A 25888-nucleotide genomic window follows, 5' to 3' on the forward strand; every position below is an offset into this window, starting at 1 on the left:
CCATGACGCAACCGCTGCTCGGGCACCAGAACCGGATCCACCATGTCGGCATCACCGTCAAGGACATCGAGGTGTCCCTGGACTTCTATGAGCGGCTGCTCGGCGGCGACCGCCTGGGCCCCTGGGATCGCAGTGGCCCGCGCGTCGACCAGGTCACCGGGTACCCGGGGGTGGTGGTCCGGCAGGCGTTCGTCCATCCCGCCGAGGGAGACGCGGTGATCGAGCTGCTCCAGTACGTGGGAGGCTCGCCGGTGGTACTCGATCCGGACAACGGCCACGTCGGGGCCGTGCACGTCGCGCTCACCGTCACCGACCTGGACGGCGCGCTGCGGCGGCTGCGCGACCACGGCGTCGAGGCTCTGTCCGACCCGATCATCTGCTCGGCACCTCTGGAAGGCTACCGGGCCGTTTACGTCCTCGACCCGGACCTGGTGCGGGTCGAGCTGCTGGAACCGCCGTCCTGACGCCGGTTCCACGCCGAAGGCCGAAGGCCGCCCCACCTGGTGCTCCGAGCACCAGGTGGGGCGGCCTTCGAGCTGCACCGATCGTCAGGTGCGGAAGCCGGTCAGCCTCTTGAAGTTGCCTGCGGCGACGCCGGCGCGTTCCTCGTCGGTGAGCGGCAGCTCCTTGAGGACCTGGACGGACTTCCAGACCTGGGTGAAGCGCGGGTCCACGCCGTCCGGGGCGGGCCGGTGGGCCGGTCGCTCCGGCAGCAGATCGGAGAACACGTAGTTCGAGCCGAACATGACGCGGTCAATGCCGAGAGCACGCAGGTGCTTCACCATCTCCTCCGCGCCGACGCTCCCGTCGGCCACCTCGTGGAGCCGCAGCGAGGTGTCGGTGTGGACGCCTTCGTAGGCGCGGGCGAGTTCGAGGACCTCCTGGTCCAGCGGGCCGCCGAACTGCTTGTCGTGGCCGAAGTGCGCGAAGACCAGCTGCAGGGAGGGGAACGCCGCGAGCGCCCCGGCGAAGCCGGACGGCCGGCAGTGCGGGCTGTGCCCGCCGGTCTCGGTCAGCACGGGGAAGTCCTGCTCCACGCAGTACTCGTAGACCGGGAACAGACGGGGGTCGGATCCGGCCACGCCCAGGTCGGAGGGGACGATCTTCACCCCGAGCGCGCCCTGACCGCGTTGCGCGGCGATCTCGGCGACCGCCTCTTCGGCTCCCATGACCACGGGATTGACCCCCGCGAAGTAGCCGACCTCGGGGTGCTGTCGTGCGACGGACGCCGCCCAGTCGTTGTTGTCGCGGATCCTGCGCGCGACCCGCCCGCGCAGCGCGGCCTCGCCTTCGGACCGCTCGGCCGGGTCGTCGGGCAGCGTGAAGAGGCCGTGCCGGAAGTAGCGCCCGCTCCAGGTGAACATGAGCGCGTTCATGGCGCTGATGCCGGTCAGGGCCATCAACTCCTGGAACTCTCCCAAGGTGCCGAGGTTGGGGGCGCCGGGCTTCACCAGGTGCGGGGTCAGGAAGTAGTCCCGCATCTCCCGGCCGTGCTCGGCATCGCGCTGGAGGTGGCAGTGCATGTCGATGATCTCAAGGTCGCCCATGACGGTGCGTCCTCCTCGGGGTGGTTCGCCGCTATCGCGCGGCGAGGTGGTTCTTGAGGGCCTCGGGGACCTTCGCCTCGCCGAAGGCCGGGCGGGCGGTGGTGTGCAGGATCCCGCCGTCGGAGACGACGGAGTGCCCGGTCATGTAGCTGGACAGGTCCGAGGCCAGGAAGAGCGCGACCCCCGCGGTCTCCTCGGACTCCCCGAGCCGTCCGAGCGGAGTGACCTTCTCGGCGGTGGCGAAGAACTCGCGTACGGCGGCCGGCGACTCGGGGCTGGTGGCGTTGCGCCGGGTCCCGGCCGTCCAGTGGGTGCCGGGGACGATGCAGTTCACCCGGATCCCGTAAGGGGCCAGTTCGATGGCGGCGGTCTTCGTGAAGTGGACCACGGCCGCGTTGGCCGCGCCGTATCCCGAAAGGTTGGGAGCGGCCGTCACACCGCTCGACGAGGCCACGTTCACGATTGCCGAGGGTCGCCCGGACCGCACCATGGCGATGGCCTCGGCCTGGCAGGACAGGAACGCCGAGTCCAGGTTGAGGGCCATCGGCCGATGCCATTCCTGGAGCGACATGTCGAGGAAGGACTTGGTGACGCCCGCGGTGCCGCCGCACACGTTGACGGCGACGGACAGTTCCCCGAGGGCCTCCACGGTCTCCTCGACCATTTCCGCCGGAGCCGAGGAGTCCGTCAGGTCCTTGGCCAGTGCGACCGAGCGGCGGCCGAGCCCTCGGATTTCGGCCGCCGTGCGCTCGGCGGCCGCTCCGTCGAGATCGACGACCGCGACGTCGCAGCCCGCCGCGGCAAGCCGCAGCGCGGTGGCGCGGGCCATGCCGTTGCCGGCGCCGGTGACGATCGCGACCCGGCCGGCGAGCCCGAAGAGGTCCTGCGATCCCGCGGTCATGCCGACGCCTTCTTCAGCAGCGCCTCGGGGACGGGCGGGGCGGGGTCGTAGCGCAGGTAGTCCGGCAGGAAACCCGCCTCGTCGATGTCGTCCGGCTGCCAGCCCTCGACCAGGCTCTTTCCGTCGAGGGTGCGCACGGGTCGGCGGAACTCCTTGATGAGGGGGAGGCTGTAGGCGATCCGGCCGGTCACCTCGGCCTGGTCCGCGGTGCAGAGCAGCAGCGCCGCCTCGGCCATGGTCTCCTCCGGCTCGGACGGCCATCCGGGCACGGCCGCCGAGGCCTGGGCGGTGGCCACGCCCCGGTTGGGGGCGAGCGTGTTGACGGCGATCCGGTCGTCGTAGAGCTCCATGGCGGCTCCGGTGGTCAGCCGGTCGATGAACGCCTTGGTGCCGCCGTACAGGACGGAGCCCGCAAGAGGATGAGGATCGAACGGGGGGCCGACGCGGGGTGCCGCGAGCCGGGAGGAGAGGTTGACGATCCAGCCGCCACCGTTGCGCCGCATGCCCGGCACGACGGCCTTCATGAGGTCCCAGGTGTTCCAGACGTTGGTCTCGACGGAGTCCTCGAACCACTCGCGCGGGACATCGGTGAAGAGGCTTCCGTGGTGGCGGGCCGCCGCGGCGTTGTTGACCAGGATGTCGGCGGTGGCGTCGAACGCCTCCTCGATCTCGGCTACGAGAGCCGCACGGTCGAGGTCCCGGCGGCCGAGGTCGGCGACGAAGGCCCGGGCGGTACCGCCCTCCTCGTTGATCAGCGCGACGGTCTCCTCCAGGGAGCCTTCATAGGCACCGTCACCCGGGTGGAGGGTACGGGAGACGGCCGCGACGGCGATGCCGTCGGAGGCGAGGCGGCGGGCCATGGCGCGGCCGACGCCGCGGCTGGCGCCGGTCACGATGGCGAGGTGGGTCATGCGGACGCTCCGATCGGGGTGGCCTTGTGCAGGAGGTCGCCGAGTTCCGCCTCCACCGCGCCGGCCGAACCGAGCGTGAAGGCGATCTGGCGGCCCCAGAGGAAGTAGCGGTGGATCGGGTAGTCGAGGTCGGCGCCGATGCCGCCGTGCAGATGCTGGGTGGCGTGGACGGCTCGCAGACCGCCTGTGGACGCCCACCATTTGGCGACGAGCGAGGCCGTCCGGGCTTGGTCCTCCTCGCCCCGGTCGGCATGCCAGGCCGCCTTGTAAGTCGTCAACCGGATGCGCTCGGCATCCAGATGGGCGTCGGCGGCGCGCAACGGGACGGCCTGATTCGTCGAGAGAGGCCGGCCGAACTGCACACGCTGCGAGGTGTACGCGGCGGTCATGGTCACCGCCTCCTCGCACACGCCCGCGGCCAGTGCGGCCAGCGCGATCCGCGATCGGGTGCGGACCTCGTCGACGATCACCGGGCCGTCGCCTTCGAGGACGTCGGCTGCCGACAGCCGCACCCACTCGAAGGTCACAGCGGCGCTGCTCTCCCTGTTGGTGACGGAGAGCGGCGTCAGGGTGACGCCCGCGCGCTGCGTCGGCACGATGGCCACGCGCGTGCCGGAGGCGGTCGAGAACGGAACGACGACCGCCTCCGCGACCGGCCCCGCCGTGACCGCGGTGAGCTCACCCGACACGACCCAGCCGGAGGCTTCCTCGATGGCGCTCAAGGACGACCCTCCGTCCGGCCCGGCTTCGAAGCAGCCCGTGACCAGAGCGGTGCCGTCGAGGATGCCCGGCAGCCAGCGCCGGTGCTGTTCCTCGGTGCCGTGCGCGGAGATGGGAAGAGCCGCGGCGGCGATCACCGACCACAGGGGCAGGGGGGCCACCCGTCGGCCCTGCTGCTCCAGGAGCGCCACCAGGCCGAGCATGCCCAGGCCCGCACCGCCGACGTCCTCGGGCAGCGCGATCCCGATCAGATCGGAGGAGGCGAGGGTCCTCCACAGATCGGCGTCGAATCCGCCGTGGTCGGCCTCCACCTCGCGCACACGCTTTACGTCGGCTTTGCCGGCGAAGATCTCTGCGGCGAGGTCGCGCACCGCCTCGTGGTCGGCGCCCAGGGTGAAATCCATCAGTTCCCGTCCTTCTTGGGCTCCGGCGCGCGGCGTGAGGCCAGGGCCATGCCGAGGGTCTTGGCCGCGACGAGCTCGCGCATGACCTCGTTGGTGCCGCCGCCGAAGGTGTTGTTCTGAGACCGGCGGCCCAGCCATTCGACGCGGCCGGCGATGGCGGCACCGGGGGAGTCGGCCCGGAGCAGCCCGGCCAGGCCGAGCACTTCCTGGAGCAACCCGTAGGCGGCGACCACCGACTCGGTTCCGACGATCTTCGCGGCGCCCGAGCCCCCGCCCGACAGCGTGTTGCCGGCGATGTCCGCGACGAGCCGCAGATTCACCAGTTCCGATGCGCTGAGCAGGGCGTAGGCCTGCGCGAGCTTCGTCCGGACCCAGGAGATGTCGTAGACGGTGCCGTCGCCCAGCGGGGTCGCCTGCGCCCAAGCCAGCGTCTCGTCGAGCAGCTCGTTGGCGATTCCGCCGCGGGCTGCGAGAGCGACCCGTTCGTGGTTGAGCTGGTCGGTGATCAGCTTCCACCCGCGGTGCAGCTCGCCGACGAGGTTCGTGAGCGGAACGCGCACGTCCTCGTAATAGGTGGCCGATGTGCTGTGCCCGCCGACGGTCTCGATCGGGGTCGCGGAGAAGCCCGGCGCGTCCGTCGGGACCATCACGATGGAGATGCCCTTGTGCCGCGGGGCGTCCGGGTCGGTGCGGACGGCGAGCCAGATCCAGTCGGCGAAGTCGCCTCCGCTGGTGAAGACCTTGTTGCCGTTGATCACGAAGGAGTTCCCGTCGATCTTCGCCCGGGTCTGGAGCGAGGCCAGGTCGGTGCCGGCGCCCGGTTCGGTGTAGCCGATCGCGAAGGTGATCTCACCGGCGAGGATGCGGGGCAGGAAGTAGGCCTTCTGCGCGTCGGTGCCGTGCTTCATCAGGGTGGGCGCGACGGTGTTGAGGGTGACGAGTGAGAGCGGGGCGTCGGCGCGGATCGCCTCGTCATAGAAGACGAAGAGCGCCTCGGGGTCCTCTCCCCGGCCGCCGTACTCCTCGGGCCATCCGAGCCCCAGCCATCCGTCCTCGCCCATGCTGCGCAGGATGCGGTCGAAGGTCGGGCCTCCCTCGTTCTGTTCGCGCAGGGCGGCCCGGTCCTCCGGGCTGATGATGTCGGAGAAGTAGGCGCGCAGCCGTTTGCGCAGCTCCTTCGAGGCCGGAGACAGGTCCGGGTACATGGGGAGTCCTTCCTTGTCGTCCTTGCCGTCACCGGTCCGCGCCGAGGATGAGGGCGCTGTGCGGCACGGGTGAGCCGCCGGTGACCAGGACGTTCTCGATCGGCTTCGCCGGCTGGTTGACCGAGGTGCCGCGGATGAGCCGGACGGCTTCGGCTATGCCGTTCACGCCGTGGACGTAGGCCTCGCCGAGCTGCCCGCCGTGGGTGTTGACGGGCAGGAGGCCGTCGAGTTCGAGGTTGCCGTCGGCGATGAAGTACTTCGCCTCGCCGCGCTTGCAGAAGCCGTACTCCTCGAGCTGCAGCAGCAGCATCGGGGTGAAGGCGTCGTAGAGGATCGCGGCGTCCATGTCCTGCGGGCCGGCGCCGGACTGGGCCCACAGCTGCCTGGCGACGAGTTCGGCCTCGGGCAGCACGTCGATGTCATCGCGGTAGTAGCTGCTCATGGAGATCTGCTGCGGTCCCACGCCCTGCGCCGCCGCGGTGATCAGCGCGGGCGGGTGCGGGAGGTCGCGGGCACGCTCGGCACTGACGATGACCAGGGCCTGGCCTCCGTCGGTCTCCTGGCAGCAGTCCAGCAGCCGGAGGGGGTCGGCGATCATCGGCGACGCCTGGTGGTCGGCGAGGGTGATCGGGCGCTGGTAGAACCAGGCCTTCGGGTTGTTGGCCGCGTACTTGCGGGAGAGGACCGACACCGCACCGAAGTCCGCGCTGGTGGCCCCGTACTTGTGCATGTAACGGCGGGCCAAGAGGGCTTCCTGAGCCGCCGGAGTGAGCAGGCCGTACGGGTTGATCCAGTTGCGGTACTCCTGGTCGGTGTTGTGGACGTAGGCGAAGGGCGGAGGACCGGAGCCGAAACGATGCCCGGAGCGCTCGTTGAACGCCCGGTAGACCACGACGACGTCCGCGACGCCGCTCGCGACGGCGAGCGCCGCCTGCTGGACGGGCGCGCACGCGCCGCCGCCGCCGTGCGGGATGCGGCTGAAGAACTTGAGCTCCGGGATGCCGAGCGCGCGGGCGACGGCGATCTCCGGATTGGTCTCCATGGTGAACAGGGCGAACCCGTCCACCTCATCCACGGAGATCTGCGCGTCGGCGAGCGCCGCGAGCACGCTCTCGCAGGCCAGCCGCCATTCGCTGCGACCGGAGGCCTTGGAGAACTCGGTGGCGCCGATGCCGGCGATCGCCGCCCTTCCGGAGAAACCGCTCACGCGCCCACCGTCCCTACGCTGACCCGGGCGGTGACGTGGACACCCCGGGAGTTGGTTCCGACGACCTTGAGGACCGCGCCGTCGTCCGTCTTCTCGATGACCTCGCCGCGAAGGGTCATCGTGTCCCCGGCGAAGTTGGGAACGCCCAGGCGCAGTGAGACCGCGGTGATGCGCCCCGTAGGGCCGGTCCAGTCAGTGACGTAGCGGTCCACGAGGCCGTTCGTGGTGTTGATGCTCATGAAGATGTCCGGCGTTCCGCGGGACTGCGCGGCGCCGGGGTCATGGTGGACGTCCTCGAAGTCCTGGGAGGCGATGGCTCCGGCGATGATCGCGGTTCGGTCGAGTTCGATCACCAGGTCGGGCAGCGCGGTGCCTTCGGAGCTTGGGGGCAGAGTCACGGGATCACCTCGCCGTCGGGCCCCTGGGCTGATACGACGGGCCGAAGGGAAGGCAGCACATCACCGTGGGCGTGTTCGGTGAAGACGACCTCCATCGCCATGCCGATGCTCAGGCCATCGGGCTCCACTTCGCCGATGTCGGCGACCAGCCGGAATCCCTCGGCGAGATCGAGCAGCCCGATGGAGAGGGGGTAGGTGAAGGCGGGGTCCTGGGGGCGGTGGACGACCGTGTAGCTGTGGAGTGTGCCGAGCCGGCCGGATTCGACGACGTCCCAGTCGAACGATCTGCACTCGGGGCAGGCGGGACCCGGCGGGTGCCGGAGCGCTGCGCACTCCGAACAGCGCTGGACGAGCAGCCTGCCCTCCCGCGCCCCCTCGAACCAGAACGCGTTGTCCTGGGTGACGATCAGGGGAGGGACCGAGGTCCGGCGGGTCTGGGCGGCATTCGCGGAGTCGGCCATCAGTCCTCCTTCACGGGGCTGAAGCGAAGAAGGCGGAAGTCCTCTTCGACGACGGTGGACCCGCTCGCGTCGGTGTAGCGCTTCTTGAGCGTGACGAAGTGGCCGGGGCCGAGCGCCGTTCGCTTCAACGGGGAGATGGAGTCGATCGTGAAATGGCAGGTGACGCGGTCACCGGGCTCCAGTTCGCGCAGGTACCGCTGCGTGACGTCGGTGGCGACCACCGAGGTGAACCCGGCCTCGTCGAGTTCCGCCATCAGCCGGGAGTAGGCGAAGTCCTCGGCCTGCCCGGCCTTGCGCATCGCCTGGACCTCGCGCCAGCGCCGGTAGCCGTTCATCACCCACGTGGAGACCATCGCGGGGGGGCAGACGACGCCCTGCCTCCCGGCCGCGCGTGCGGCGTCGGGGTCGACGTAGATCGGGTTGCGGTCGTCGAGCGCCTCGACCCAGTTGCGGATCATCGCCTCGTTGACCGGGTACCGCGCCACCCGTGGAGGTTCGGCTTCGACGCCCAGGTAGGCGTCGAGATCGAGTTGTCGTGCGTCCACCGCCGTCCTCTCTCCTTCCGTGCAGAGGGACCCGGACGGGTCCCGGACCTCGGAGTCTGGGCCTCGCCCCGGTCGGTCAGTAGCGGACTCCCACTGAGTGGAAGGGGCACTGGGCGCGGTGTCGGCCTTCGTCCGACGATGGGGATGCCGACGCGGAACAGCACTGGGGCCTCCACACCCGATTTTGCTTGAGAAACTTCATGGATCGGAGTCTGATCGATTCGGTGACCGTGGGTTCGCGGTCGAAAAGAACCTTGTGTACTGGGCTTACCTTGCTGAAGCGCGTCCAGGCAAGCCGCAAATAATCATTGATTAGTTGCATGTATATCTGGTTAAGTTCGTGTGTCGCCGGTGGCATCCGGCTCCGGTAAGGCTGCCTGAAGGAGGTCTCCATGCATCTTGCGGAGACAGAAGCACAGGTGGAGATGCGCGCTCGGATGCGCGCCTACTTCGCCGAGATCATGACTCCCGAGCTCCGACACGAGCTTCGCGACGGCCACTACGCGGAGAACGCGACGGACGCCTACAAGACGGTCATCCGCCGCCTGGGCGAGGACGGGTGGCTGGGGATCGGCTGGCCGAAGGAGATCGGCGGCCAAGGGCTCTCCATGGTCGAACAGGCGATTTTCAGCGATGAGGCCGCCCAGGCCGACGTCCCCATCCCTTTGCTGACGATCAACAGCGTGGGTCCCGCGATCGCGGCGCACGGCACCGAAGAACAGCGCGCGACGCTCGTACCCGGGATCCTCCGCGGAGAGATCCACTTCGCCATCGGCTACTCCGAACCCGAGTCGGGCACCGACCTGGCCTCGCTCAGGACGCGCGCGGTCCGCGACGGGGACTCCTATGTCATCAACGGGCAGAAGCTCTGGACCGGGATGATGGAGGCGGCCGACTACATCTGGCTCGCCGTCCGCACCGACCCGGACGCGCCGAAGCACCGCGGCATCTCGGTGCTCGTCGTGCCGAGGTACGCCCCCGGGATCTCCTCGACCCGCATGCGGACGCTCGGAGACCACTCGGTGGCCGCGGTGGGCTTCGACGACGTTCGCGTCCCGGTGGAGAACTGCATCGGCGGCGAGAACAACGGCTGGGCGATGATCACCGGGCAGCTCAACTCCGAGAGGGTCGCGCTCGTGACGACCGCGCCGATCGAGCAGGCCTGGGCCGAGGTCCGCGAGTGGGCCGCGGCGACCGAGACGGCCGACGGAGCCCGCATGCTCGACGACCCCTCCGTTCGCAGCACGCTGGCCAGGGTCAGGGCGGAGGTGGAGTTCCAGCGGCTGCTGAACGCGAAGCTCGCCACCGCCGTCGACGCCGGCCGGCTGGAGCCCGCGGAGGCTTCGGCGGCCAAGGTCTACGGCTCGGAGCTGTTCGGGCGCGGCCGCCGTCAGCTGTACGAGCTCATCGGGCTCGACGCGGGACTCGACAGGACGTCACCGGAAGCGGTCGGGGGAGGCTCCCTCGCCAAGGGTGCGGGTTCCTCCAACGTCATGACGTTCATCGGCGGCGCCAACGAGATCCAGCGCGACCTGATCGCCCAGCTGGGCCTCGGGCTTCCGCGCGCGCCCCGATGACCGGAACCAACCCCTTGCACCAGGAGTAGACCCGTGGACTACAGCTACGACGAACAAGAGCAGGATGTCGCCGAGCTCGCGGCGACGATCATCGCGGGGGCCGCTGCGAAGTCGCCGGACCCGTCCGAGCCGTTCGATCGGCCTCTCTGGGGGGAACTGGCGAAGGCCGGCCTGATCGGCATCGGCCTTCCCGAGGAGCACGGAGGCAGCGGCGCGGGCTTCGTCGAGCAGTGCATCCTGATCGAGGAGGCCGCCAAGGCAGCCGCGGTGCTGTTCCTTCCGGAGGTCCTGGCCGGAGCGGCACTGCCGGTCGCCCTCTGCGGGACGGAAGAGCAGAAGCGGCGCTTCCTGCCCGCGTTCGCGGGCGGGGAACTGATCCTTTCGGCCGCCCCGAGGGCGGTCGCGGGACCGCAGGCCGTCACCGCGGCCTCGCCCGGATTCCATGTGAGCGCCGGCGAGGGAGCCTGGCGAGTGAACGGCGCCGTGGCCCATGTCCCCTTGGCGACCGTGGCCGACCGCGTCCTCGTGGAGGCTTCGGACGACGCCGGCAGGACTGGACTGCTCCTGATCGACCCGAACGGGTCCGGAGCGGCCCTGGCGTCCCACACGTCGGTCGACCGGGCGCATCGGTGGAGGCTCTCCCTCGACGGGTACACCGTGCCCGCCGACGACGTCCTCGTCGCACCCGGAGAGCTGACCGAGGAAACGCGCCGCAGGCTCGATGCCTCCCTGACCGTCGCGCGGTGCCTCGCCCAACTCGGGACGATCGAGAACGCACTGGCGATGACCGCGGCCTACGTCAACGAGCGCAAGCAGTTCGGGCGCTCCATCGGTACCTTCCAGGCGGTCTCGCACAAGGTCGCCGACGCCTACATCGATGTCCAGGCCGTGCGCCTCACCTCTTGGCGGGCGGCGTGGCTGCTCGCCGAAAACATCGTCGACCCGGAGGCCGTGGCGATCGCCGCGTGGTGGGCGGCCGACGCACCCACACGGGTCATGGAGGCGGCGATGCAGGTGCACGGCGGAATCGGCGTCGACCTCGACTTCCCTCTGCACCGGTTCTTTCTCGCCGCACGCCAAGGCTCCCTGGCGCTCGGTGGTCCGTCGGGAACCCTCGCCTCGCTCGGCGACCTGTTGGCGGCCTGACATGGCGGCGAACGACCGGGGCGGCAGCGCCCCGATACACGGGATCAGGGTTCTCGAGTGGTCGTCATCGATCGCCGGGGCCTACGCGGGCCGGATGCTCCACGACGCGGGCGCCTCGGTGACCAGGGCGAGCACAGGATCCCTCGGCCGGGGTCAGGCCTTCGAGTCCTACCTGCACTACGGGAAGGAACACACCCCCGCGGACCTCGCGGACCTGCCCGGACTCGCGGCGAGCATAGCGGCGGACATCGTCGTGCTCGAACTCCCCGATGCGCCTTCCGGCGACCTGCTGGACCGCTTCGGCGACACCATCGTCGCGGTCATCACCCCCTGGGGGCTGGACGGCCCGTGGGCGGGCACGGGCCGACCGTGGAGTGAGTTCACGCTCCAGGCCGAGTCCGGCTTCCTCATCAGGCGCGGTTCGGCGACCGGCTACCCGATCATGACGGGCAGCTCGGAGAGCCTCTGGGTGGCGGGCACCATGGCGGCCGGCGCCGCGACGGCGGCGCTGCACGGCGGCCGCGGCGCGCGGATCTTCGACGTGTCCCTGCTGGAGGTGAGCGCCTACGCCACCAATCTCTTCCTCGACGTGGCGGCCTCGGTCACTCCGCCCGAGAAGGTCCCGAGCCCCCGGACGCGGCTGACCCCCAGCGTCGAGCCGGCCAAGGACGGCTGGATCGGCTACAACCTCGCTTCGGCGAAGAACCACGAGGACTTCCTCGTCCTGATCGAGCGGCCGGACTGGCTGGCCGACGAGCAGATGCGGACCTTCCAAGGCCGCTACGCCCGGATGGGTGAATGGACCGAGGCCGTGCGCGCCTGGACGCGTCGGCACACGGTCAAAGAGGGCATCGAGGCCGCGGGGATCTTCAGGATTCCTGCCGCGCCGGTGCACAACGGCGAGACCATCCTGCAGGACCCGCAGATCGAGGCCCGAGGGTTCTACGAGAAGCACCCCGAAGGCAGGGGAGTGGTTCCCCGTCCCCCGTTCCTCTTCGACGGGGTGCGGCCGGAGCGCCGCAGGGACACGCCGGCAGAGGCACGGGCCGAGGTCGGAGGGGAGCAGGAGCAGCCCTTCACAGGCCTGCGCGTGCTCGACCTCAGCACCTGGTGGGTGGGGGCGTACGTCGGCTCGGCGATGGGCTCCTTCGGCGCGGACGTGCTGAAGATCGAGAGCACCCGTCGCATCGACGGGGCACGCACGATGGGGGGAGTCCCGCACTCCCGCGACCACTGGTGGGAGTGCGGGAGTTTCTACCTCGGCGGGAACTTCAACAAGCGCAACGTGACGATCGACATCACCCGTCGCGAGGGGCGGGAGCTGCTCGTCCGGCTGATCGAGGGCGCCGACGTCCTCCTGGAGAACTTCGCGCCTCGCGTGCTGGAGTCGGTCGGCCTCGACTGGGAGGCAGTTCGCGAGATCAACCCGCGCCTGGTCATGCTCAGGATGCCGGCCTTCGGCCTGACCGGTCCCCGGCGGGAGATGGTGGGCTACGCGCAGACGGTCGAGCAGTTCTCCGGCCTCTGCTGGCGCACCGGCTACCCGGACGGCGACCCGACGAACCCGCAGGGACCGGCAGACCCCATGGCCGGAGCGAACGCCTTCTTCGCCCTGTCGGCCGCCCTCCTGCGCAGCAGAGCGACCGGGAGAGGCGCACTGGTCGAGGCCGTGCTCGCGGAAGGGGCGCTCATCATGGCCTCCGAGCAGGTCATCCGGTGGACCGCGGACGGCGAGCTGCTCGACCGGACGGGCAACCGCAGCGAGCAGACCCATGTCCAAGGCGCCTTCAGAACCTTGGGGGACGAGCAGTGGGTGTGCCTCTCGGTGTGCGACGAAGCCCAGTGGACGGCGCTGGCCGACATCGTCGGCGCACCGGACTGGCGTGATGACCCTTCTCTCGCGGATGCGTCCGGGCGGAGGAAGGAGGCGGACCGCGTCGAGGCGCGCATCGCCGCCTGGGCCGCCGGAACGGAGGCCGACGAAGCCGTCGACCGGCTCATCGCGGCGGGGATCCCCGCGGGTTCGGCCACCGACGCCCGGTGGGTCCACGAACATCCGCAGCTGGCCGGTCGTGGCGCCTACGAGGCGGTCGAGCTTCCATGGGCGGGCGAGATCCCCCTGCCGACCCTGCCGTTCCGCCGGAGGGACCGGCCGCAGTGGCTGACCCGGCGTCCCCCCATGCTCGGCGAGCACAACCACGAGGTCCTCGTCGACGAGATGGGGCTGAGTGAACTCGAGTACGCCGCCCTGCTGGAGAGCGGCGTCATCGGTGACGTCCCGGCGGGCGCGTCATGACCGTTCGGCGGACAGAGGTCCGGACCGGTCCGCTCAGCGGGATCCGGGTGGTCGAGCTCGCCGGTCAGGGCCCGGGCCCCTTCACCTGCATGCTGCTGGCCGATCTCGGTGCCGAGGTGGTCGGCGTCGAGCGCGTCGGAGTGCGGAGGCATCCGTCGGACGCGCACGCGCGGGGCCGGCGCTGTGTGTCGGTCGATGTGAAGGACCCACGCGGTCGCGACGTGGTCCTCGAACTCGTCGCCCGCTCGGACGTCCTGGTGGAGGGGTTCCGGCCGGGTGCGGTGGAGCGGCTGGGCCTGGGCCCGGAGGAATGCCTGGCCAGGAATCCGCGCCTGGTCTACGGCCGGATGACCGGCTGGGGACAGGACGGGCCTCTCGCGAGCGCGGCGGGCCACGACCTCAACTACCTCGCGCTCTCCGGCGGGCTGCACGCGCTGGGGGAGCGGGGGCGGGGTCCGGTTCCGCCGCTCAACCTGGCAGCCGACTACGGCGGCGGGGGGATGCTGCTCGCCTTCGGCATCGCCGCGGCTCTCCTGGAGCGGACGGAGTCGGGGCTCGGTCAGGTGATCGACGCGGCGATGAACGACGGCCTCGGGCTGCTTCTCGCCCCCTTCCACGCCATGGCGGCCCGGGGTTACTGGCGCGAGCGGGGCACCAACCTCCTCGACGGCGGCGCGCACTTCTACCGGGCCTATGAGACCTCCGACGGCGCATGGATCGCCGTCGGGGCGATCGAGCCCCAGTTCTACCGTGAGTTCCTGGGGGTGGTGGGCCTGTCGGAAGAAGACCTGGGCCCGCAGATGGACCGCACACGCTGGAGTGCCGCGACCGAGCGGGTCGCCGCGGTCATCGCGACGCGGACCAGGGACGAGTGGACCCGGCTCTTCGAGGGCGTCGACGCCTGCGTACAGCCGGTGCTCGACCTGGCCGAAGCCGTCACCCATCCGCACGCCGTGGCACGCGGCCAGTTCGCGCAGGTCGACGGCGTCCCCCATCCTTCGCCGGCGCCGCGCTTCAGCCGCACGCCCCTGAAGATGCCGCCGCCGGCCGAGCAGCCGGGAGCGAGCACCGACGCCGTTCTGGAAGAAGCGGGCTTCTCCGCAGACGAGATCGCGAAGCTCCGCACAGCGGGAGTCATCGCATGAGAGCCGATCACATGGAGGCCGAAAGGTGAGCCGGATCAAGACTTTGGACGACTTCGAGAAGGAGTACCGCGAGGGGCTCGGGCGACCGATGGCCCCGCGCCCCTGGCGGGAGGTGACGACGGAATGGCTGCGGCGGCACAGCGAGGGAGCAGGAGACTACAACCCGCTCTACCGCGACCGCGACTACGCCGATGGTGCGCGCTTCCACAGCCTCATCGGCTCGCCGTCGTTCCTGTTCTCGATCGATTTCGGCGCCAACGCGTCCATCTGGGGCCACATCCCCCAGGACGAGGTGGCGATGAAGGACCTGAGCATCCTCTATCTGGGCGCGGACATCACCTGGCTCCGGCCCGTCTGGCTCGGCGACCGCGTCCGCTCGATCGAGACTCCCGTCGGTGTCCGGCGACGCCGGATGCCCCAGCTCGGCGAGGCCCTGGTGTGCTCCGGGCAGACGGAGTACTACAACCACCGCGGTGAACTCGTGGCGCGGATGACCAACCACATGCTGCGGTTCGCCAATCCGGGCAAGGGCGTCGCGGCCGCCCCGGCGAACGGTCATCGGCAGGTCGCTCCGGATCCCCTCGTATGGGAGCGGAGCCGACGGGGAGAGACCGTCCTGTACTGGGAGGACGTCCGCGAGGGCGAGGCCCTCCCGGAGCTCGCCAAGGGCACCTACACCACGTCCGAGCTGTACCTGTTCAGCCTCGGCTCGCTGACGATCAGCCGCTCCCGCAAGACGGACGAGGGGACGATCGACATGGGCGCGGGCGGCAGGGCGGATCCGGAGTACGCGCGGAAGAACCGTGCTCAGGCGGCATCGTTCGACTACGGGCCGCAGCGCATCACCTGGCTGTGCCAGATGGTCGCGGACTGGATGGGTGACTGGGGCGACCTGCTCTCACTGAGCGCCAAGCTCCGCCGGCCGAACCTGATCGGCGACACCAACACCGTCGTCGGTTCGGTGACGCGGGTCTATACGGAGGACGGCGAAGGAAGGGCCGACGTCCGCGTCGCGGTCGTCAACCAGGATTCCGTCGAGACGGCGACCGCGGAGGCGACCGTGCGGCTGCCGAGGCGCGACTCCGGTGAGCCGCGCGAGCCCGAGCTGCTCTGGTCCGCCGAGGCGGTCGCCGCCCCCACGATGTACGGCTGACCGCAGCGACGCATCGAAGAACCCACAAAGGAGTCACCACCCCATGGAACTGAAGCCCGGTCTCAAGTTGAAGGCGGCCGGAACGGCGGCCGAGTTCGTCGTGATCCGCGCCCCAGGAGGCGAGAGCGAGATCACCTGCGCGGGCGCGCCGCTCACCGCCGACGGCTCCGGTTCCGCCGTGCCGGACGCCGCAGGCGAGGAGCTCGCCATCGGGAAGCGGTACGGCGACGAGTCTGGCTCGGTCGAGCTGCTGTGCACGCGCAGCGGCCCGGGCCCGCTCGTCCTCGACGGCCGGACCCTCGAGGTCAGGGCCGCCAAGGCCCTGCCGGCATCGGACTGAACGGACCACGATGAACATCGTCATGCTGCTGGACATGGTGGCCGGGGTCGACCCGGACCGCGTCGCCGTCGGGGACCTGAAGTCCGGTCTGACGCTGGGCGAGCTGCGAGAGGCCGCCGGCAGGGCGGCGACGTGGATGTCCGACCAGCCCGGCCGCCCGTTCCTCTACGCGGGTACGGCGACCGAGGTGTTCCCCGTCGCGCTCTTCGGTGCCGCGGTGGCGGGAAGGCCCTTCGCGCCGCTGAACTACCGGCTCGCGGCCGGCCCGTTCGCGGCGCTGGTCGCGGACCAGGCGCCCGCCGTCCTGATCGCGGAGGAGCGAACGACGGGAAGCCTTCCCGCGATCAGCGGTCTCCGGATCGGCACCCCCGCGGAGTTCCTGGCGGAGGTCCTCGAGAACCCGGTCGACACCGCCGAGCCCGGGCAGGATCCGGAGTTCCCCGCGGTCCTGCTGCACACGAGCGGCACGACGGGTAAGCCGAAGGTGGCGGTGCTGCGTCACCGGCACCTTGCGTCCTACGTGCTCAACGGAACCGAGATGCTCGGCGCCGGCACGGACGAGGCCGCTCTGGTGAGCGTGCCTCCGTACCACATAGCCGGTGTCGCGGGAGTGCTCACCGGCGTCTACGGCGGTCGGCGGATCGTGCAGCTGCCGAACTTCGAGGCCGACCGCTGGGTCGAGACGGCGGCCGCGCAGCGGATCACCCATGCCATGGTCGTTCCGACGATGCTCGCCCGGATCGTCGAGGTCCTGGAGCGCACCGGAACCCCGCTGCCCGACCTGCGTCATCTGTCCTACGGCGGGGGCAAAATGCCCCGTCCCGTGATCGAACGAGCCCTTGACCTGCTGCCGCACGTCGACTTCGTCAACGCCTACGGGCTGACCGAGACGACGTCCTCCGTGGCGATCCTCGGCCCGGCCGACCATCGCGCGGCCCATGGGGCCTCCGACGAGGCCGTCGCACGGCGTCTGGACTCGGTGGGCAGGTCCCTTCCGAGCGTGGAGATCATCGTCTGCGACCCCGACGGAAAGAAGGTTCCGGTCGGCGAGGCGGGTGAACTCTGGGTGCGGGGTCCGCAGGTATCGGGCGAGTACGCCGCCGCCGGCTCTACCGACGCGGCCGGCTGGTTCCGCACACGGGACGCGGGACGTGTCGACGCCGATGGCTACGTCTACGTCGAGGGCCGGCTGGACGACGTCATCGTCCGAGGCGGGGAGAACCTCTCGCCCGGGGAGATCGAGGACGTCCTCGTCCAGCACCCCGACATCAGCGACGCCGCCGTCTTCGGTGTCCCGGATGAGGAGTGGGGCGAGGTGGCGGTGGCCGCGGTGGTCCCGCGGGAAGGCTCGTCGCTGGACGAGACGATGGTTCAGGTCTGGGTGGGAGAGCATCTGCGGTCCAGCCGGGTGCCGGCCCGAGTGCGCCTGATGGATCTGCTGCCGCGTAACGACATGGGCAAGGTGCTGCGCAGGGTCCTGCGGGAGCAGACCGTTCCCGCGCCGAGGGACCGGTAGCGGACCGAACGCCGGGAAGGCATGTCGGACCAAAAGGTTGACTAACGGCATTGAATATGTCGTACTAGTACCCGGTATGGCGCACGTCACATCTCTCGTGTGCCCAGGTGTAAACCGGCTTTGATCTCGACAAAGGTCAGCCATGTGCCCCTGTCGAGCCTGAGTGCCACGTCTGCTCGGGCGCAGAAAATACTGAACTCTAAGCATGTAAAGAGGAAGCATGGACATCGCCGAAGTCATCTCAGCGGCCCGGCGGGTTCCCGCCCGCAAGATCGCGACCGGCTTCTCGTGGACCGAGATCCCCCGCTGGCACGAGGGTTCCTTCTACTTCAGCGACATGTACAACCACCGCGTCTTGCGTTGCTCCGAGGCCGGTGAGACCGAAGTCCTCATCGACGGCTCGGGTCGCAAGCCGGTCAGCCACGAGCCGGACTCGGACGCGCCCTCGGACACCGAGGTCGTCTTCGGCGGCATCGGCTGGCTCCCCGACGGACGCATGCTCGTCGTCTCGATGCACGAACGGCTCCTGCTCGTCTGGGACGGCGACGGCCTGGAGACCTACGCCGACCTTCGTTCTGCCGCCACCTCGTCGTGCAACGACATGGTGGTCGACCCGGAGGGGCGCGCCTACATCACCCAGCTCGGCTACGACCTGTTCAAGGGCGAGGAGGCCAAGCAGTCCGCCCTGATCGTCGTCGAGCCCGATCGGACGGTCCGTGTGGCCGCAGAAATCGGCGACCTGAGCTGCGGCAACGGAGTCACCATCACCGCCGACGGGAGCCGGCTGATCGTCGCGGAGGTCGACGCCTACCGGATCACCGTCGTGGACCGGGCCGAGGACGGCTCCCTGTCCAACCGGAGGCTCTTCGCGCAGCTGCCGTGGCTCCCCGACGGCATCTGCCTGGACGACCAGGGCGGCGTCTGGGCGGGGCTGCCGGGCAGCGGCGCGGTCGGTCGCTTCGTTGAGGGAGGCGAGATGACCCACGCCGTCACCATCCCGATGGAGCAGGGCATGGGGGTCGCGTGCGTGCTCGGGGGTGCGGACCGGTCGACGCTCTTCATCTGCGCCGGCCTGGAGGTCTACGACTGGGCCAAGTCCCGGGCCGAGGGTCTCGGCTCCATCTGGGTCGCCGAGACCGAGTTCACCGGCGGCGAAAACCGTCCCTGATACCACCGGAAGAGAGACCACCCCATGGAAGAGCTTTCCTTCGCAGGCCGCAGCGTCATCGTCACCGGCGCGGGCCGCGGCATAGGCCGCTCCTACGCGCTCCTGCTCGCCTCGCGGGGCGCCAAGGTCGCCGTCGCCGACCTCGGTGCCAGCACCGACGGCTCGGGCACAGACGGGGACGACCCGGCCGCTCTCGTCGTCAAGGAGATCGCCGAGGCGGGCGGCACCGCGATCGCCGTGCGCGCCGACGTCTCCGACCCGGACGGTGCCCGCAGCATCGTCGCGCAGGCCGTCGAGGCCTTCGGCGGCCTGAACGCGGTGATCAACAACGCGGGCATCGTTCGCACGGCCTCCTTCGAGGAGGTGTCACAGGAGGAGTACCAGCGTCATCTGGACGTGCACTTCTTCGGGTCCCTGTGGGTCAGCAAGGCGGCCTGGCCGTACCTGCGCGAGTCCGGTAGCGGCCGCATCGTCAACACCATCTCCGGGGCGATGCTCGGCAACCCGCTGATGACCCATTACGGCAGCTCCAAGGGCGCGGTCTTCGGCCTGACCCGCAACCTCGCACTCGAGGGCATGGCCCACGGGATCAAGGTCAACGCGATCGCGCCGGGAGCGGGCACGCGCATGGCCGAGGCCTCGGCGGACTCCCTGACGCCGGAGATCATGGAGTACATGCGTACGGCGCTGCTCCCCGAACTCGTCGCACCGGTCGGCGCCTATCTGGCCCACCCGTCCTGCGACGTCAGCGGAGAGGTCTTCAATGTGGCCGGCGGCGCGGTCAGCCGCATGGCCGTCGTGAACACCGCGGGCATCTACGACCCCGCGCTGACACCGGAGGCCGTCGCCTCCCGCTTCGCGGAGGTCATGGAGATCACCGAGCACGCCCAGCCCCAGGTGGTCGCGCTTCCGGCGATGCCCGAGAGCTGAGTCCGCTTGCTCCCCGGCCTCCTCCTCGGGAGGAAGGCCGGGGAGGTCAGCGAAGGTCGAAGAGCTCGGGTTCCGTGGCTCGGACGACCCCGTCGGGGCCGATGCGATGGCTGAACACGCCGTTGACATACGACTTCACCAGCGGCGTCCAACGCTCCCGATCCGCCTCGGTGATCTGGTCGGTGAGCTGCTCGAAGGTGGACAGCTGAAGCTCGGCGACCTTGGCGAGCAGCGCGGAGCCCTTCCGCGACACCCGGATCAGGCTGCTGCGCCGGTCGAAGCCGTCGACGGCGCGGTCCACGAGCCGCGCGTCGGTGAGCTGACGCAGGCGCTTGCTCGCCTGGGAGGGGTCGATGGCCAGCCGGTCGGCGACCTCGGCGATCGGCAGCGGGCCGCTCTGGCGCACCACCTGGAGTGTGAAGAACCCATGCTGACCTATAGGCGAGCCGATGATCTCCAGAAGGTCGTTGTAGCCCCTGGACTGGCTGACCCAGGTCACGATGGCGATGATCGTGCGGAGGAACGCCCTGGTCTGGGGGTCGTGATCGGCGCCCGCGAGCGCGAGCCAGCGTTCGGCACTGGCGGGCCGAGGCCGGTCCGGCAGGGCGTGCAGGAGAAGGTCATGGACGAGCGCGAACCATCGCGCGGCGGTGGAGATGCTCTCCGGGTCCCAGTGCTCGATCGCGCCCAGGTAGTCGCGGCTCCACTCGACCAGCCATCTGTCGAGGACGGCGGCCGTCGACTCCGACAACGCGACAAGAGTGCGCCTGCGGTCGGCGGGGTCGGTCCGCCGCACCAGATGGCCGGCCGCCTCCAGTTGGCCGGCCTGGCGACTCGCCTGCGTGAGGTCGATCCCGAGCTCGCGCGCGACGACGCTCGTGGGGAGGGGCTCGCGACCGCCGAGGAGTTCGAGGAGCCGAAGTTCGGAGGGGGGCAGGTCGATGCCCGTCGCGGCCTTCATGCGCCGGCTGTGGGCTCGCGTGCCGGAGGTGAAGGCGACGACGTTGATCAACTGCAGCGTCGCCCGCTCCAGCGCGAGGTCCTCACGGCCGATGGCCACCGAGTTGCTCCCTTCCCGTCGGAGCCCTCGCACGGCGCGGTGGTTCCGAGATGCATGACTGCTCACAAGTGTTCCATGCCGGGAAGTCCACGCGTCGTGACGATCCCAGCCAGTGGTAACCAGTCCATTGATAGATCACATGTATGTCTGCACATAGTGAGGGCAGTAGGGCACTACCTTGCTGTTGAACGTGCTTGTAGATTGATTGATTAAAAGCATATATCTCTTCCATTCGTGGGTCTGGCTGAGCTAGAGTCACGCTCGGTTCTAGATTCGGAGGACATCCGATGACGATGGCACTCGTACCCACCCCCGAGAGCGCCGGCAGGCCGCCTTCGATGGTCGAGCGAATGACGCTGATCATGGACTGTTTCGACGGCTCGCACACACGCCTGCTGCTGGAGGAGATCTCGCGACGTACCGGCCTGCCGAGGTCGACGGCTCACCGCATTCTCGACCAGCTGGTCCGCCTTCAGTGGATCGACCATGCCCGTGCGGGTTATGGCCTGGGCCGTCGGGTCGTGCGCTGGGGAGCTCGAGAGAGCGGGCACAGCGATCTCCGCAGCGCCGCCGCGCCGTGGCTGCACGACCTCGCGATGCGGACCGATCTCGTCGCGCACCTCGCGGTCCTGGACGGCACCAGCGTGGAGTACCTCGACAAGGTCGGCGGCCGAAGGGCCGCAGCCGTCGCTTCGAGGGTCGGCGGACGGGCCCCGGCGCACTGCACCTCGCTGGGCAAGGCCATGCTGGCCTGGCTGCCGGCAGAGGAAGTGGACGCGCTGTACGCCGAGGGACTGCCCCGCGCCACGGAGAGCAGCATCACCGATCTTCCCGGCCTGCACCGCGAGCTGGGCTGGATCCGCCGCCGCAGAGGCCTCGCAGTGGAGCGGGAGGAGTGCGTCGAGGGCATCGCCTGCGCAGGCGCCGCGATCAGGAGCCCCGAGGGCCGGCCGGTAGGCGCGATCTCCCTTGTGGGACCCCGCGACACCCCTCTGGACCGGGTCGCGCCCATGGTGCAGGACGCGGTCCTCCGCGTGGCCCGGGAGCTCTCAGGCACCGCGGCGACACGGTCCCCCCGCCATGCCGAACCGGCATGACCCCGGTCCAGCCTCGGAGTCCACCCGGCGGGACCTCGGTATTCCTGTGCAAGGGCTGCGGACCGGCGTGTTCGGGAGGCTCTCCCGGTGAGCGGGAACCAGGGGAGCGCCGCGGGCCGGGCGCGTTTAGGTTCCCGGTGAGCCACCCCGAGGAGCCGAGGAATCCCATGGAGCTGACCCACGCGGCGACGCTGCGCGAACTGCCCACCGACGCAGGAGTCCTGCGCTACCACGAAGCGGGAGACGGGCCTCCCCTGCTCCTTCTGCACGGTTCGGGGCCGGGGGTCACGGGATGGCGCAACTTCAGCGGCAACCTGCCCGTCCTCGCCGAGCGGTTCCGCTGCCTGATCCTCGAGTTCCCCGGCTTCGGCGTCAGCGACCCCACCGACCGGCATCCGATGCTCGCCGCACCCGACGCCGTCACCAGGTTCCTGGACGGCCTCGGCCTCGACCAGGTCGACGTGATCGGCAACTCCATGGGCGGCATCGTCGGACTCCAGTTCGCGCTGGCGCACCCGGACCGGGTCCGCAGGCTCGTCACGGTCGGCGGCATCGGCCGCAGCCTGTTCAGCCCGGCGCCCGGCGAGGGCATCCGGCTGCTCATGGAGTTCACCGACGAGCCGACGCGCGAGAAGCTCGTGCGCTGGCTGCACTCCATGGTCTGGGATCCCGCGGTCGTCACCGAGGAGATGATCGAGGAGCGCTGGGCGCAGGCGACCGATCCCGACACGCTCGCGGCGGCCCGCCGCATGTACTCCACCGCGGTCATGACCGCCGGACTGAAGGCCGCCCAGGACTCCGATGCCCCGCCCTACTGGGCGATGCTGCACCGCCTGAAGGCCCGCACCCTGATCACCTGGGGGCGTGACGACCGCGTCAGCCCCCTGGACATGGCCCTCCTGCCGATGCGCGCCATCCCCGACGCCGAACTGCACGTCTTCCCCGCCTGCGGGCACTGGGTGATGATCGAGCAGAAGGACGCCTGGGAGGCCGCCGTCCTGGCGTTCCTCACGCGCAAGGACGCCTGACCGGAGCAGGCCGGCGGGATCTTTCCCGCCCCGTCGCCGCGCGCACTCGCGCCTGCGGCCGTCCCCACCGCCCGGAGCGGACCACCCCGAAAGCCCGGTGAGAACCCGGCGCCTATCCCACGGGAGAGCACGATGACGCGACGCGTCCTGGACGACATCATGGAACGAGCCGAGGAGATCGCCGCCCACGGCCCGGTGAACGAACGGCTTGGCAGGCTCGCAGACGAGTCCGCCAAGGCCCTGCGGGACTCCGGCGTGATCCGCATGCTCCAGCCCGTCGCCTACGGGGGGCTGGAGGCGCACCCGCGGGAGTTCGCGGAGGCCGTCATGGCGATCGCGGCCAAGGACGGATCCACCGGATGGGTCGCGGGAATCGTCGGCGTCCACCCGTGGGAGATGGCCCTGGCGAACCCGAAGGTGCAGGAGGAGATCTGGGCCGACGACCCGGACACATGGATCGCCTCGCCGTACGCGCCCATGGGCGTGGCGCAGCCCGTGGACGGCGGGTACGTGTTCAACGGCCGCTGGCAGTTCTCCTCCGGGACCGACCACTGCGACTGGATCTTCCTCGGCGGCCTCCTCGGGGACGGGAAGGGTGGCGTCGCCCAGCCCGTCCGAGGACTGCACGTCATCCTTCCGCGCGCCGACTACGAGATCGTCGAGGACTCCTGGGACGTCGCGGGGCTGCGCGGCACCGGCAGCAAGGACATCATCGTCAAGGACGCCTTTGTCCCCGGTCACCGCGTGGTGGAGTTCGCGAAGGTCGTCGACGGTTCCGCGGGAGCCGAAGCCGTCCACGACAACCCGATCTACCGGATGCCCTTCTCCTGCGCCTTCCCGCTCGGCATCACCGCCGCCGTGATCGGCATGGCCGAGGGCGCCCTGGCGCTCGGCCTGGCCTACCAGCGCGAGCGCACCCAGATCACGGGGACGAAGATCAAGGACGACCCGTACACCCTGTACGCGGTGAGCGAGGCGGCCGAGGAGATCGCGACGAGCCGCACCCGCTTCCTGGACAACGCCTGCCGCATGTACGACAAGGCGGCGGCCGGCCGGGAGATCACCTTCGCCGACCGGGCCGCGGGCCGCCGGGTGCAGGTCCGGGCCGCCTGGAGGGCGGTCCACGCCACGACGGAGATCGTGATGCGGTCGGGCGGCAACGCGCTGCGCGCCGACAACCCGATCCAGCGGTTCTGGCGTGACGCGCACATGGGCCTGGCGCACGCCATCCACGTCCCCGGCTCGGTCTACCACGTGTCCGCACTGACCGACCTGGACATCGAGCCGCCCCTCGGCCCGATCCGCTCGATGATCTGACCGGCGTGCCACGACAAGGAGACGACTCATGACCCATATCAAGGGGCTCGGCTACATCTGGATCCAGGCGAGCGACCTGTCCCGCTGGCGCGACCTCGCCCTGGACTGCCTCGGCTTCGCCGAGGGCACCGGACCCGACGAGGATGCCCTCTACCTGCGCATGGACGAGCGCAAGCACCGCATCGCGGTTCTTCCCGGCGACGCCGACCGCGTGCTCGCGGTCGGCTGGGAGGTGCGCGACGGGCACGCCCTCGCTCTGGTGCGCGAGGCGGTGGAGAAGGCGGGCGTGGAGGTCGCCGACCTGTCGCCGGAGGACGCCGTCCGCAGGGGAGTGGAATCGGGTATCGCGTTCCACGATCCGTCGGGCGCGCCCGTCGAGGTCTTCTTCGGCCCGGTCCTCGACCACGGTCCGGTGCGCACCGCGCTCGGGCAGGCGTTCGTGACCGGACGACAGGGGCTCGGCCACGTCGTCCTGCCGACGCCGGCCCAGGAGGAGACCGTCACCTTCTACACCGACGTGCTGGGCTTCCTTCCGCGTGGTGCGATGAAGGTCGCCGAAGTTGCCCCGGGCGTCTTCGTCCGCATCAGGTTCCTCGGAGTGAACGAGCGGCACCACAGCCTCGCGATCTGCCCTGCGCCCGCCGCCCAGGACCCCGGCCTCGTCCACCTGATGGTGGAGGTCGACACGCTCGACGCGGTCGGACGCGCGCTGGACAACGTCACCAAGGCCGGGTTCTCGCTGTCGTCGACGCTCGGCCGCCACACCAACGACAAGATGGTGTCGTTCTACGTGCGCGCTCCCGGCGGCTGGGACATCGAGTACGGCACCGACGGAATGCTGGTGGACGAGCGGTCCTACACGGCCGAGGAGATCACCGCCGACAGCTACTGGGGCCACGACTGGTCCGGATCCGAGCCACTCGCGGCCTTCGCCCCTCCGGCGGGCGCGCAGTGACCTCACCGGCCGAACGGGCTCGGGCCCTCTACGAGGCCAGGGCAGCACGCAAGCCCATCCCGCCGTTCACCGACGACGACCCCTCGCTGGACATGGCCGACGGATACGCCATCCAGAAGGAGCTCGTCGCGCTCATCCTTGCCGACGGCGACCGGATCATCGGGCACAAGGTCGGGGTCACCTCCGCGCCGATGCAGCGCCTGCTAGGCGTCGACTCGCCCGACTACGGCCCGGTGCTCGCGTCCACGGTCTACAAGGACGGCGACACCGTGCCGCTCGACCGGTTCATCGATCCGAAGATCGAGGCGGAGATCGTCTTCGTGCTCGGGGAAAGGCTGGAAGGGCCGGGAGTCACCGTCGACCAGGCCAGGGCCGCCATCTCGGGCGCCGTCGCCGGCCTGGAGATCGTCGACTCCCGGATCGCCGACTGGCGCATCAAACTCGCGGACACCGTCGCCGACCTGGCGTCCAACGGGGCGATGGCGCTCGCACCGGAGGTCGTGCCGTTCGGTGAGCTTCCCGACTCCCGCCTCGTCGGCATGGTGCTGACTCGCAACGGCGACCTCGTCGACACCGGCGCGGGGGCCGCGGCGCTCGGTGACCCCGTCGCCGTCGTCGCGTGGTTGGCCAATGTTCTGGGAGAGCACGGCGTCTCGCTCGAACCGGGGCATCTGGTGATGACCGGCGCGTTGCACGCCGCCGTTCCGATGCGCGAGGGCGACGAATTCGTCGCGGAATTCGACAGACTCGGAAAGGTCTCCCTGCGCGTTTCGGCGTCCTGAACCGCCGACTGCCGTGAGGCCCCGTCCTGGTGTTCAGGGCGGGGCCTCACAGCTCTGACCAGGTCTTCAGAGGCGCATC

Annotated in this window: 25 protein-coding genes; 15 read left to right on the forward strand and 10 right to left on the reverse strand. The window is 70.1% G+C overall.

The features are described 5' to 3' along the window. Nucleotides 1–2: 2 nt before the first annotated feature. Entirely contained in the window at nt 3–464 is a 462-nt protein-coding gene (locus ACYVOM_RS24140) for a VOC family protein (protein ID WP_460305758.1), read from the forward strand. An 84-nt stretch (nt 465–548) separates the two neighbouring features. Here ACYVOM_RS24140 and ACYVOM_RS24145 read toward each other — a convergent pair whose 3' ends face one another. From ACYVOM_RS24145 to ACYVOM_RS24185, 9 genes are read right to left on the reverse strand one after another with little or no spacing between them, the layout of a single operon-like run. Continuing rightward, on the reverse strand, nt 549–1547 hold the full coding sequence (locus ACYVOM_RS24145) for an amidohydrolase family protein (protein WP_460305759.1): 999 nt from the start codon (nt 1545–1547) through the stop codon (nt 549–551). Between the two features lie 31 nt (nt 1548–1578). Beyond that, complete coding sequence (locus ACYVOM_RS24150; protein WP_460305760.1) at nt 1579–2448, reverse strand: SDR family NAD(P)-dependent oxidoreductase; 870 nt, start codon at nt 2446–2448, stop codon at nt 1579–1581. Beyond that, a complete protein-coding gene (locus ACYVOM_RS24155) occupies nt 2445–3359 on the reverse strand; it encodes an SDR family NAD(P)-dependent oxidoreductase (RefSeq protein WP_460305761.1) in 915 nt (304 codons plus the stop codon). Before ACYVOM_RS24155 ends, ACYVOM_RS24150 begins: the two co-directional genes overlap by 4 nt. Continuing rightward, nucleotides 3356–4483, reverse strand: coding sequence for an acyl-CoA dehydrogenase family protein (locus ACYVOM_RS24160; protein ID WP_460305762.1), 1128 nt, complete (start codon nt 4481–4483; stop codon nt 3356–3358). The genes ACYVOM_RS24155 and ACYVOM_RS24160 overlap by 4 nt, the downstream gene beginning before the upstream one ends. Then, nucleotides 4483–5688: an acyl-CoA dehydrogenase family protein gene (locus ACYVOM_RS24165; RefSeq protein ID WP_460305763.1), complete on the reverse strand. Its 1206-nt coding sequence runs from the start codon at nt 5686–5688 to the stop codon at nt 4483–4485. Before ACYVOM_RS24165 ends, ACYVOM_RS24160 begins: the two co-directional genes overlap by 1 nt. Nucleotides 5689–5716: 28 nt before the next feature. Beyond that, nucleotides 5717–6895, reverse strand: a complete 1179-nt coding sequence (locus ACYVOM_RS24170; RefSeq protein WP_460305764.1) for a lipid-transfer protein — start codon at nt 6893–6895, stop codon at nt 5717–5719. After that, nucleotides 6892–7293 carry a hotdog family protein gene (locus ACYVOM_RS24175; protein ID WP_460305765.1) on the reverse strand — a complete coding sequence of 134 codons (402 nt, stop codon included), beginning with the start codon at nt 7291–7293 and terminating at the stop codon, nt 6892–6894. Before ACYVOM_RS24175 ends, ACYVOM_RS24170 begins: the two co-directional genes overlap by 4 nt. Continuing rightward, nucleotides 7290–7754, reverse strand: a complete 465-nt coding sequence (locus ACYVOM_RS24180; RefSeq protein WP_460305766.1) for a Zn-ribbon domain-containing OB-fold protein — start codon at nt 7752–7754, stop codon at nt 7290–7292. The genes ACYVOM_RS24175 and ACYVOM_RS24180 overlap by 4 nt, the downstream gene beginning before the upstream one ends. Next, the gene (locus ACYVOM_RS24185; RefSeq protein WP_460305767.1) at nt 7754–8299 is read right to left on the reverse strand and encodes an FAS1-like dehydratase domain-containing protein; all 546 of its coding nucleotides are present in this window, start codon (nt 8297–8299) and stop codon (nt 7754–7756) included. Before ACYVOM_RS24185 ends, ACYVOM_RS24180 begins: the two co-directional genes overlap by 1 nt. 392 nt (nt 8300–8691) lie before the next feature. Between ACYVOM_RS24185 and ACYVOM_RS24190 the strand changes: the two genes are divergently transcribed. From ACYVOM_RS24190 to ACYVOM_RS24230, 9 genes are all read left to right on the forward strand, one after another. Further along, nucleotides 8692–9876, forward strand: a complete 1185-nt coding sequence (locus ACYVOM_RS24190; RefSeq protein WP_460305768.1) for an acyl-CoA dehydrogenase family protein — start codon at nt 8692–8694, stop codon at nt 9874–9876. A gap of 33 nt (nt 9877–9909) precedes the next feature. Next, on the forward strand, nt 9910–11022 hold the full coding sequence (locus ACYVOM_RS24195; RefSeq protein ID WP_460305769.1) for an acyl-CoA dehydrogenase family protein: 1113 nt from the start codon (nt 9910–9912) through the stop codon (nt 11020–11022). 94 nt (nt 11023–11116) lie between these two features. After that, nucleotides 11117–13318, forward strand: coding sequence for a CaiB/BaiF CoA-transferase family protein (locus ACYVOM_RS24200; RefSeq protein ID WP_460305770.1), 2202 nt, complete (start codon nt 11117–11119; stop codon nt 13316–13318). Next, a complete protein-coding gene (locus tag ACYVOM_RS24205) occupies nt 13315–14463 on the forward strand; it encodes a CaiB/BaiF CoA transferase family protein (protein ID WP_460305771.1) in 1149 nt (382 codons plus the stop codon). The genes ACYVOM_RS24200 and ACYVOM_RS24205 overlap by 4 nt, the downstream gene beginning before the upstream one ends. 25 nt (nt 14464–14488) lie before the next feature. Beyond that, nucleotides 14489–15616: an FAS1-like dehydratase domain-containing protein gene (locus ACYVOM_RS24210; RefSeq protein WP_460305772.1), complete on the forward strand. Its 1128-nt coding sequence runs from the start codon at nt 14489–14491 to the stop codon at nt 15614–15616. A 43-nt stretch (nt 15617–15659) separates the two neighbouring features. Continuing rightward, the gene (locus tag ACYVOM_RS24215; protein WP_460305773.1) at nt 15660–15956 is read left to right on the forward strand and encodes a hypothetical protein; all 297 of its coding nucleotides are present in this window, start codon (nt 15660–15662) and stop codon (nt 15954–15956) included. 10 nt (nt 15957–15966) lie between these two features. After that, a complete protein-coding gene (locus ACYVOM_RS24220) occupies nt 15967–17472 on the forward strand; it encodes a class I adenylate-forming enzyme family protein (protein ID WP_460305774.1) in 1506 nt (501 codons plus the stop codon). A gap of 220 nt (nt 17473–17692) precedes the next feature. Beyond that, the gene (locus ACYVOM_RS24225; RefSeq protein WP_460305775.1) at nt 17693–18640 is read left to right on the forward strand and encodes an SMP-30/gluconolactonase/LRE family protein; all 948 of its coding nucleotides are present in this window, start codon (nt 17693–17695) and stop codon (nt 18638–18640) included. 24 nt (nt 18641–18664) lie between these two features. After that, entirely contained in the window at nt 18665–19570 is a 906-nt protein-coding gene (locus ACYVOM_RS24230; protein WP_460305776.1) for an SDR family NAD(P)-dependent oxidoreductase, read from the forward strand. Nucleotides 19571–19616: 46 nt separating this feature from the next. Here ACYVOM_RS24230 and ACYVOM_RS24235 read toward each other — a convergent pair whose 3' ends face one another. Then, the gene (locus tag ACYVOM_RS24235; protein WP_460305777.1) at nt 19617–20630 is read right to left on the reverse strand and encodes a MarR family winged helix-turn-helix transcriptional regulator; all 1014 of its coding nucleotides are present in this window, start codon (nt 20628–20630) and stop codon (nt 19617–19619) included. Nucleotides 20631–20917: 287 nt separating this feature from the next. On the opposite strand from ACYVOM_RS24235, the gene ACYVOM_RS24240 reads away from it, so the two are divergent. From ACYVOM_RS24240 to ACYVOM_RS24260, 5 genes are all read left to right on the forward strand, one after another. After that, nucleotides 20918–21727 (forward strand): IclR family transcriptional regulator, encoded by an 810-nt coding sequence (locus ACYVOM_RS24240; protein ID WP_460305778.1) that lies wholly within the window; start codon nt 20918–20920, stop codon nt 21725–21727. Between the two features lie 167 nt (nt 21728–21894). Continuing rightward, the gene (locus tag ACYVOM_RS24245; RefSeq protein WP_460305779.1) at nt 21895–22755 is read left to right on the forward strand and encodes an alpha/beta fold hydrolase; all 861 of its coding nucleotides are present in this window, start codon (nt 21895–21897) and stop codon (nt 22753–22755) included. 132 nt (nt 22756–22887) lie between these two features. Beyond that, nucleotides 22888–24072, forward strand: a complete 1185-nt coding sequence (locus ACYVOM_RS24250) for an acyl-CoA dehydrogenase family protein (protein WP_460305780.1) — start codon at nt 22888–22890, stop codon at nt 24070–24072. 28 nt (nt 24073–24100) lie between these two features. Beyond that, nucleotides 24101–25027 carry a VOC family protein gene (locus tag ACYVOM_RS24255; RefSeq protein ID WP_460305781.1) on the forward strand — a complete coding sequence of 309 codons (927 nt, stop codon included), beginning with the start codon at nt 24101–24103 and terminating at the stop codon, nt 25025–25027. Then, nucleotides 25024–25809: a 2-keto-4-pentenoate hydratase gene (locus ACYVOM_RS24260; protein WP_460305782.1), complete on the forward strand. Its 786-nt coding sequence runs from the start codon at nt 25024–25026 to the stop codon at nt 25807–25809. The genes ACYVOM_RS24255 and ACYVOM_RS24260 overlap by 4 nt, the downstream gene beginning before the upstream one ends. Nucleotides 25810–25888: the final 79 nt, after the last annotated feature.

This window comes from Actinocorallia aurea (genome assembly GCF_054783995.1).

Bases quoted from the DNA above. Each gene is read 5' to 3' on its own strand.
- ACYVOM_RS24140 (WP_460305758.1), top strand. From the start codon at position 3: ATGACGCAACCGCTGCTCGGGCACCAGAACCGGATCCACCATGTCGGC.
- ACYVOM_RS24145 (WP_460305759.1), bottom strand. From the start codon at position 1,547: ATGGGCGACCTTGAGATCATCGACATGCACTGCCACCTCCAGCGCGAT.
- ACYVOM_RS24150 (WP_460305760.1), bottom strand. From the start codon at position 2,448: ATGACCGCGGGATCGCAGGACCTCTTCGGGCTCGCCGGCCGGGTCGCG.
- ACYVOM_RS24155 (WP_460305761.1), bottom strand. From the start codon at position 3,359: ATGACCCACCTCGCCATCGTGACCGGCGCCAGCCGCGGCGTCGGCCGC.
- ACYVOM_RS24160 (WP_460305762.1), bottom strand. From the start codon at position 4,483: ATGGATTTCACCCTGGGCGCCGACCACGAGGCGGTGCGCGACCTCGCC.
- ACYVOM_RS24165 (WP_460305763.1), bottom strand. From the start codon at position 5,688: ATGTACCCGGACCTGTCTCCGGCCTCGAAGGAGCTGCGCAAACGGCTG.
- ACYVOM_RS24180 (WP_460305766.1), bottom strand. From the start codon at position 7,754: ATGGCCGACTCCGCGAATGCCGCCCAGACCCGCCGGACCTCGGTCCCT.
- ACYVOM_RS24190 (WP_460305768.1), top strand. From the start codon at position 8,692: ATGCATCTTGCGGAGACAGAAGCACAGGTGGAGATGCGCGCTCGGATG.
- ACYVOM_RS24200 (WP_460305770.1), top strand. From the start codon at position 11,117: ATGCTCCACGACGCGGGCGCCTCGGTGACCAGGGCGAGCACAGGATCC.
- ACYVOM_RS24205 (WP_460305771.1), top strand. From the start codon at position 13,315: ATGACCGTTCGGCGGACAGAGGTCCGGACCGGTCCGCTCAGCGGGATC.
- ACYVOM_RS24215 (WP_460305773.1), top strand. From the start codon at position 15,660: ATGGAACTGAAGCCCGGTCTCAAGTTGAAGGCGGCCGGAACGGCGGCC.
- ACYVOM_RS24220 (WP_460305774.1), top strand. From the start codon at position 15,967: ATGAACATCGTCATGCTGCTGGACATGGTGGCCGGGGTCGACCCGGAC.
- ACYVOM_RS24225 (WP_460305775.1), top strand. From the start codon at position 17,693: ATGGACATCGCCGAAGTCATCTCAGCGGCCCGGCGGGTTCCCGCCCGC.
- ACYVOM_RS24230 (WP_460305776.1), top strand. From the start codon at position 18,665: ATGGAAGAGCTTTCCTTCGCAGGCCGCAGCGTCATCGTCACCGGCGCG.
- ACYVOM_RS24240 (WP_460305778.1), top strand. From the start codon at position 20,918: ATGACGATGGCACTCGTACCCACCCCCGAGAGCGCCGGCAGGCCGCCT.
- ACYVOM_RS24245 (WP_460305779.1), top strand. From the start codon at position 21,895: ATGGAGCTGACCCACGCGGCGACGCTGCGCGAACTGCCCACCGACGCA.
- ACYVOM_RS24250 (WP_460305780.1), top strand. From the start codon at position 22,888: ATGACGCGACGCGTCCTGGACGACATCATGGAACGAGCCGAGGAGATC.
- ACYVOM_RS24255 (WP_460305781.1), top strand. From the start codon at position 24,101: ATGACCCATATCAAGGGGCTCGGCTACATCTGGATCCAGGCGAGCGAC.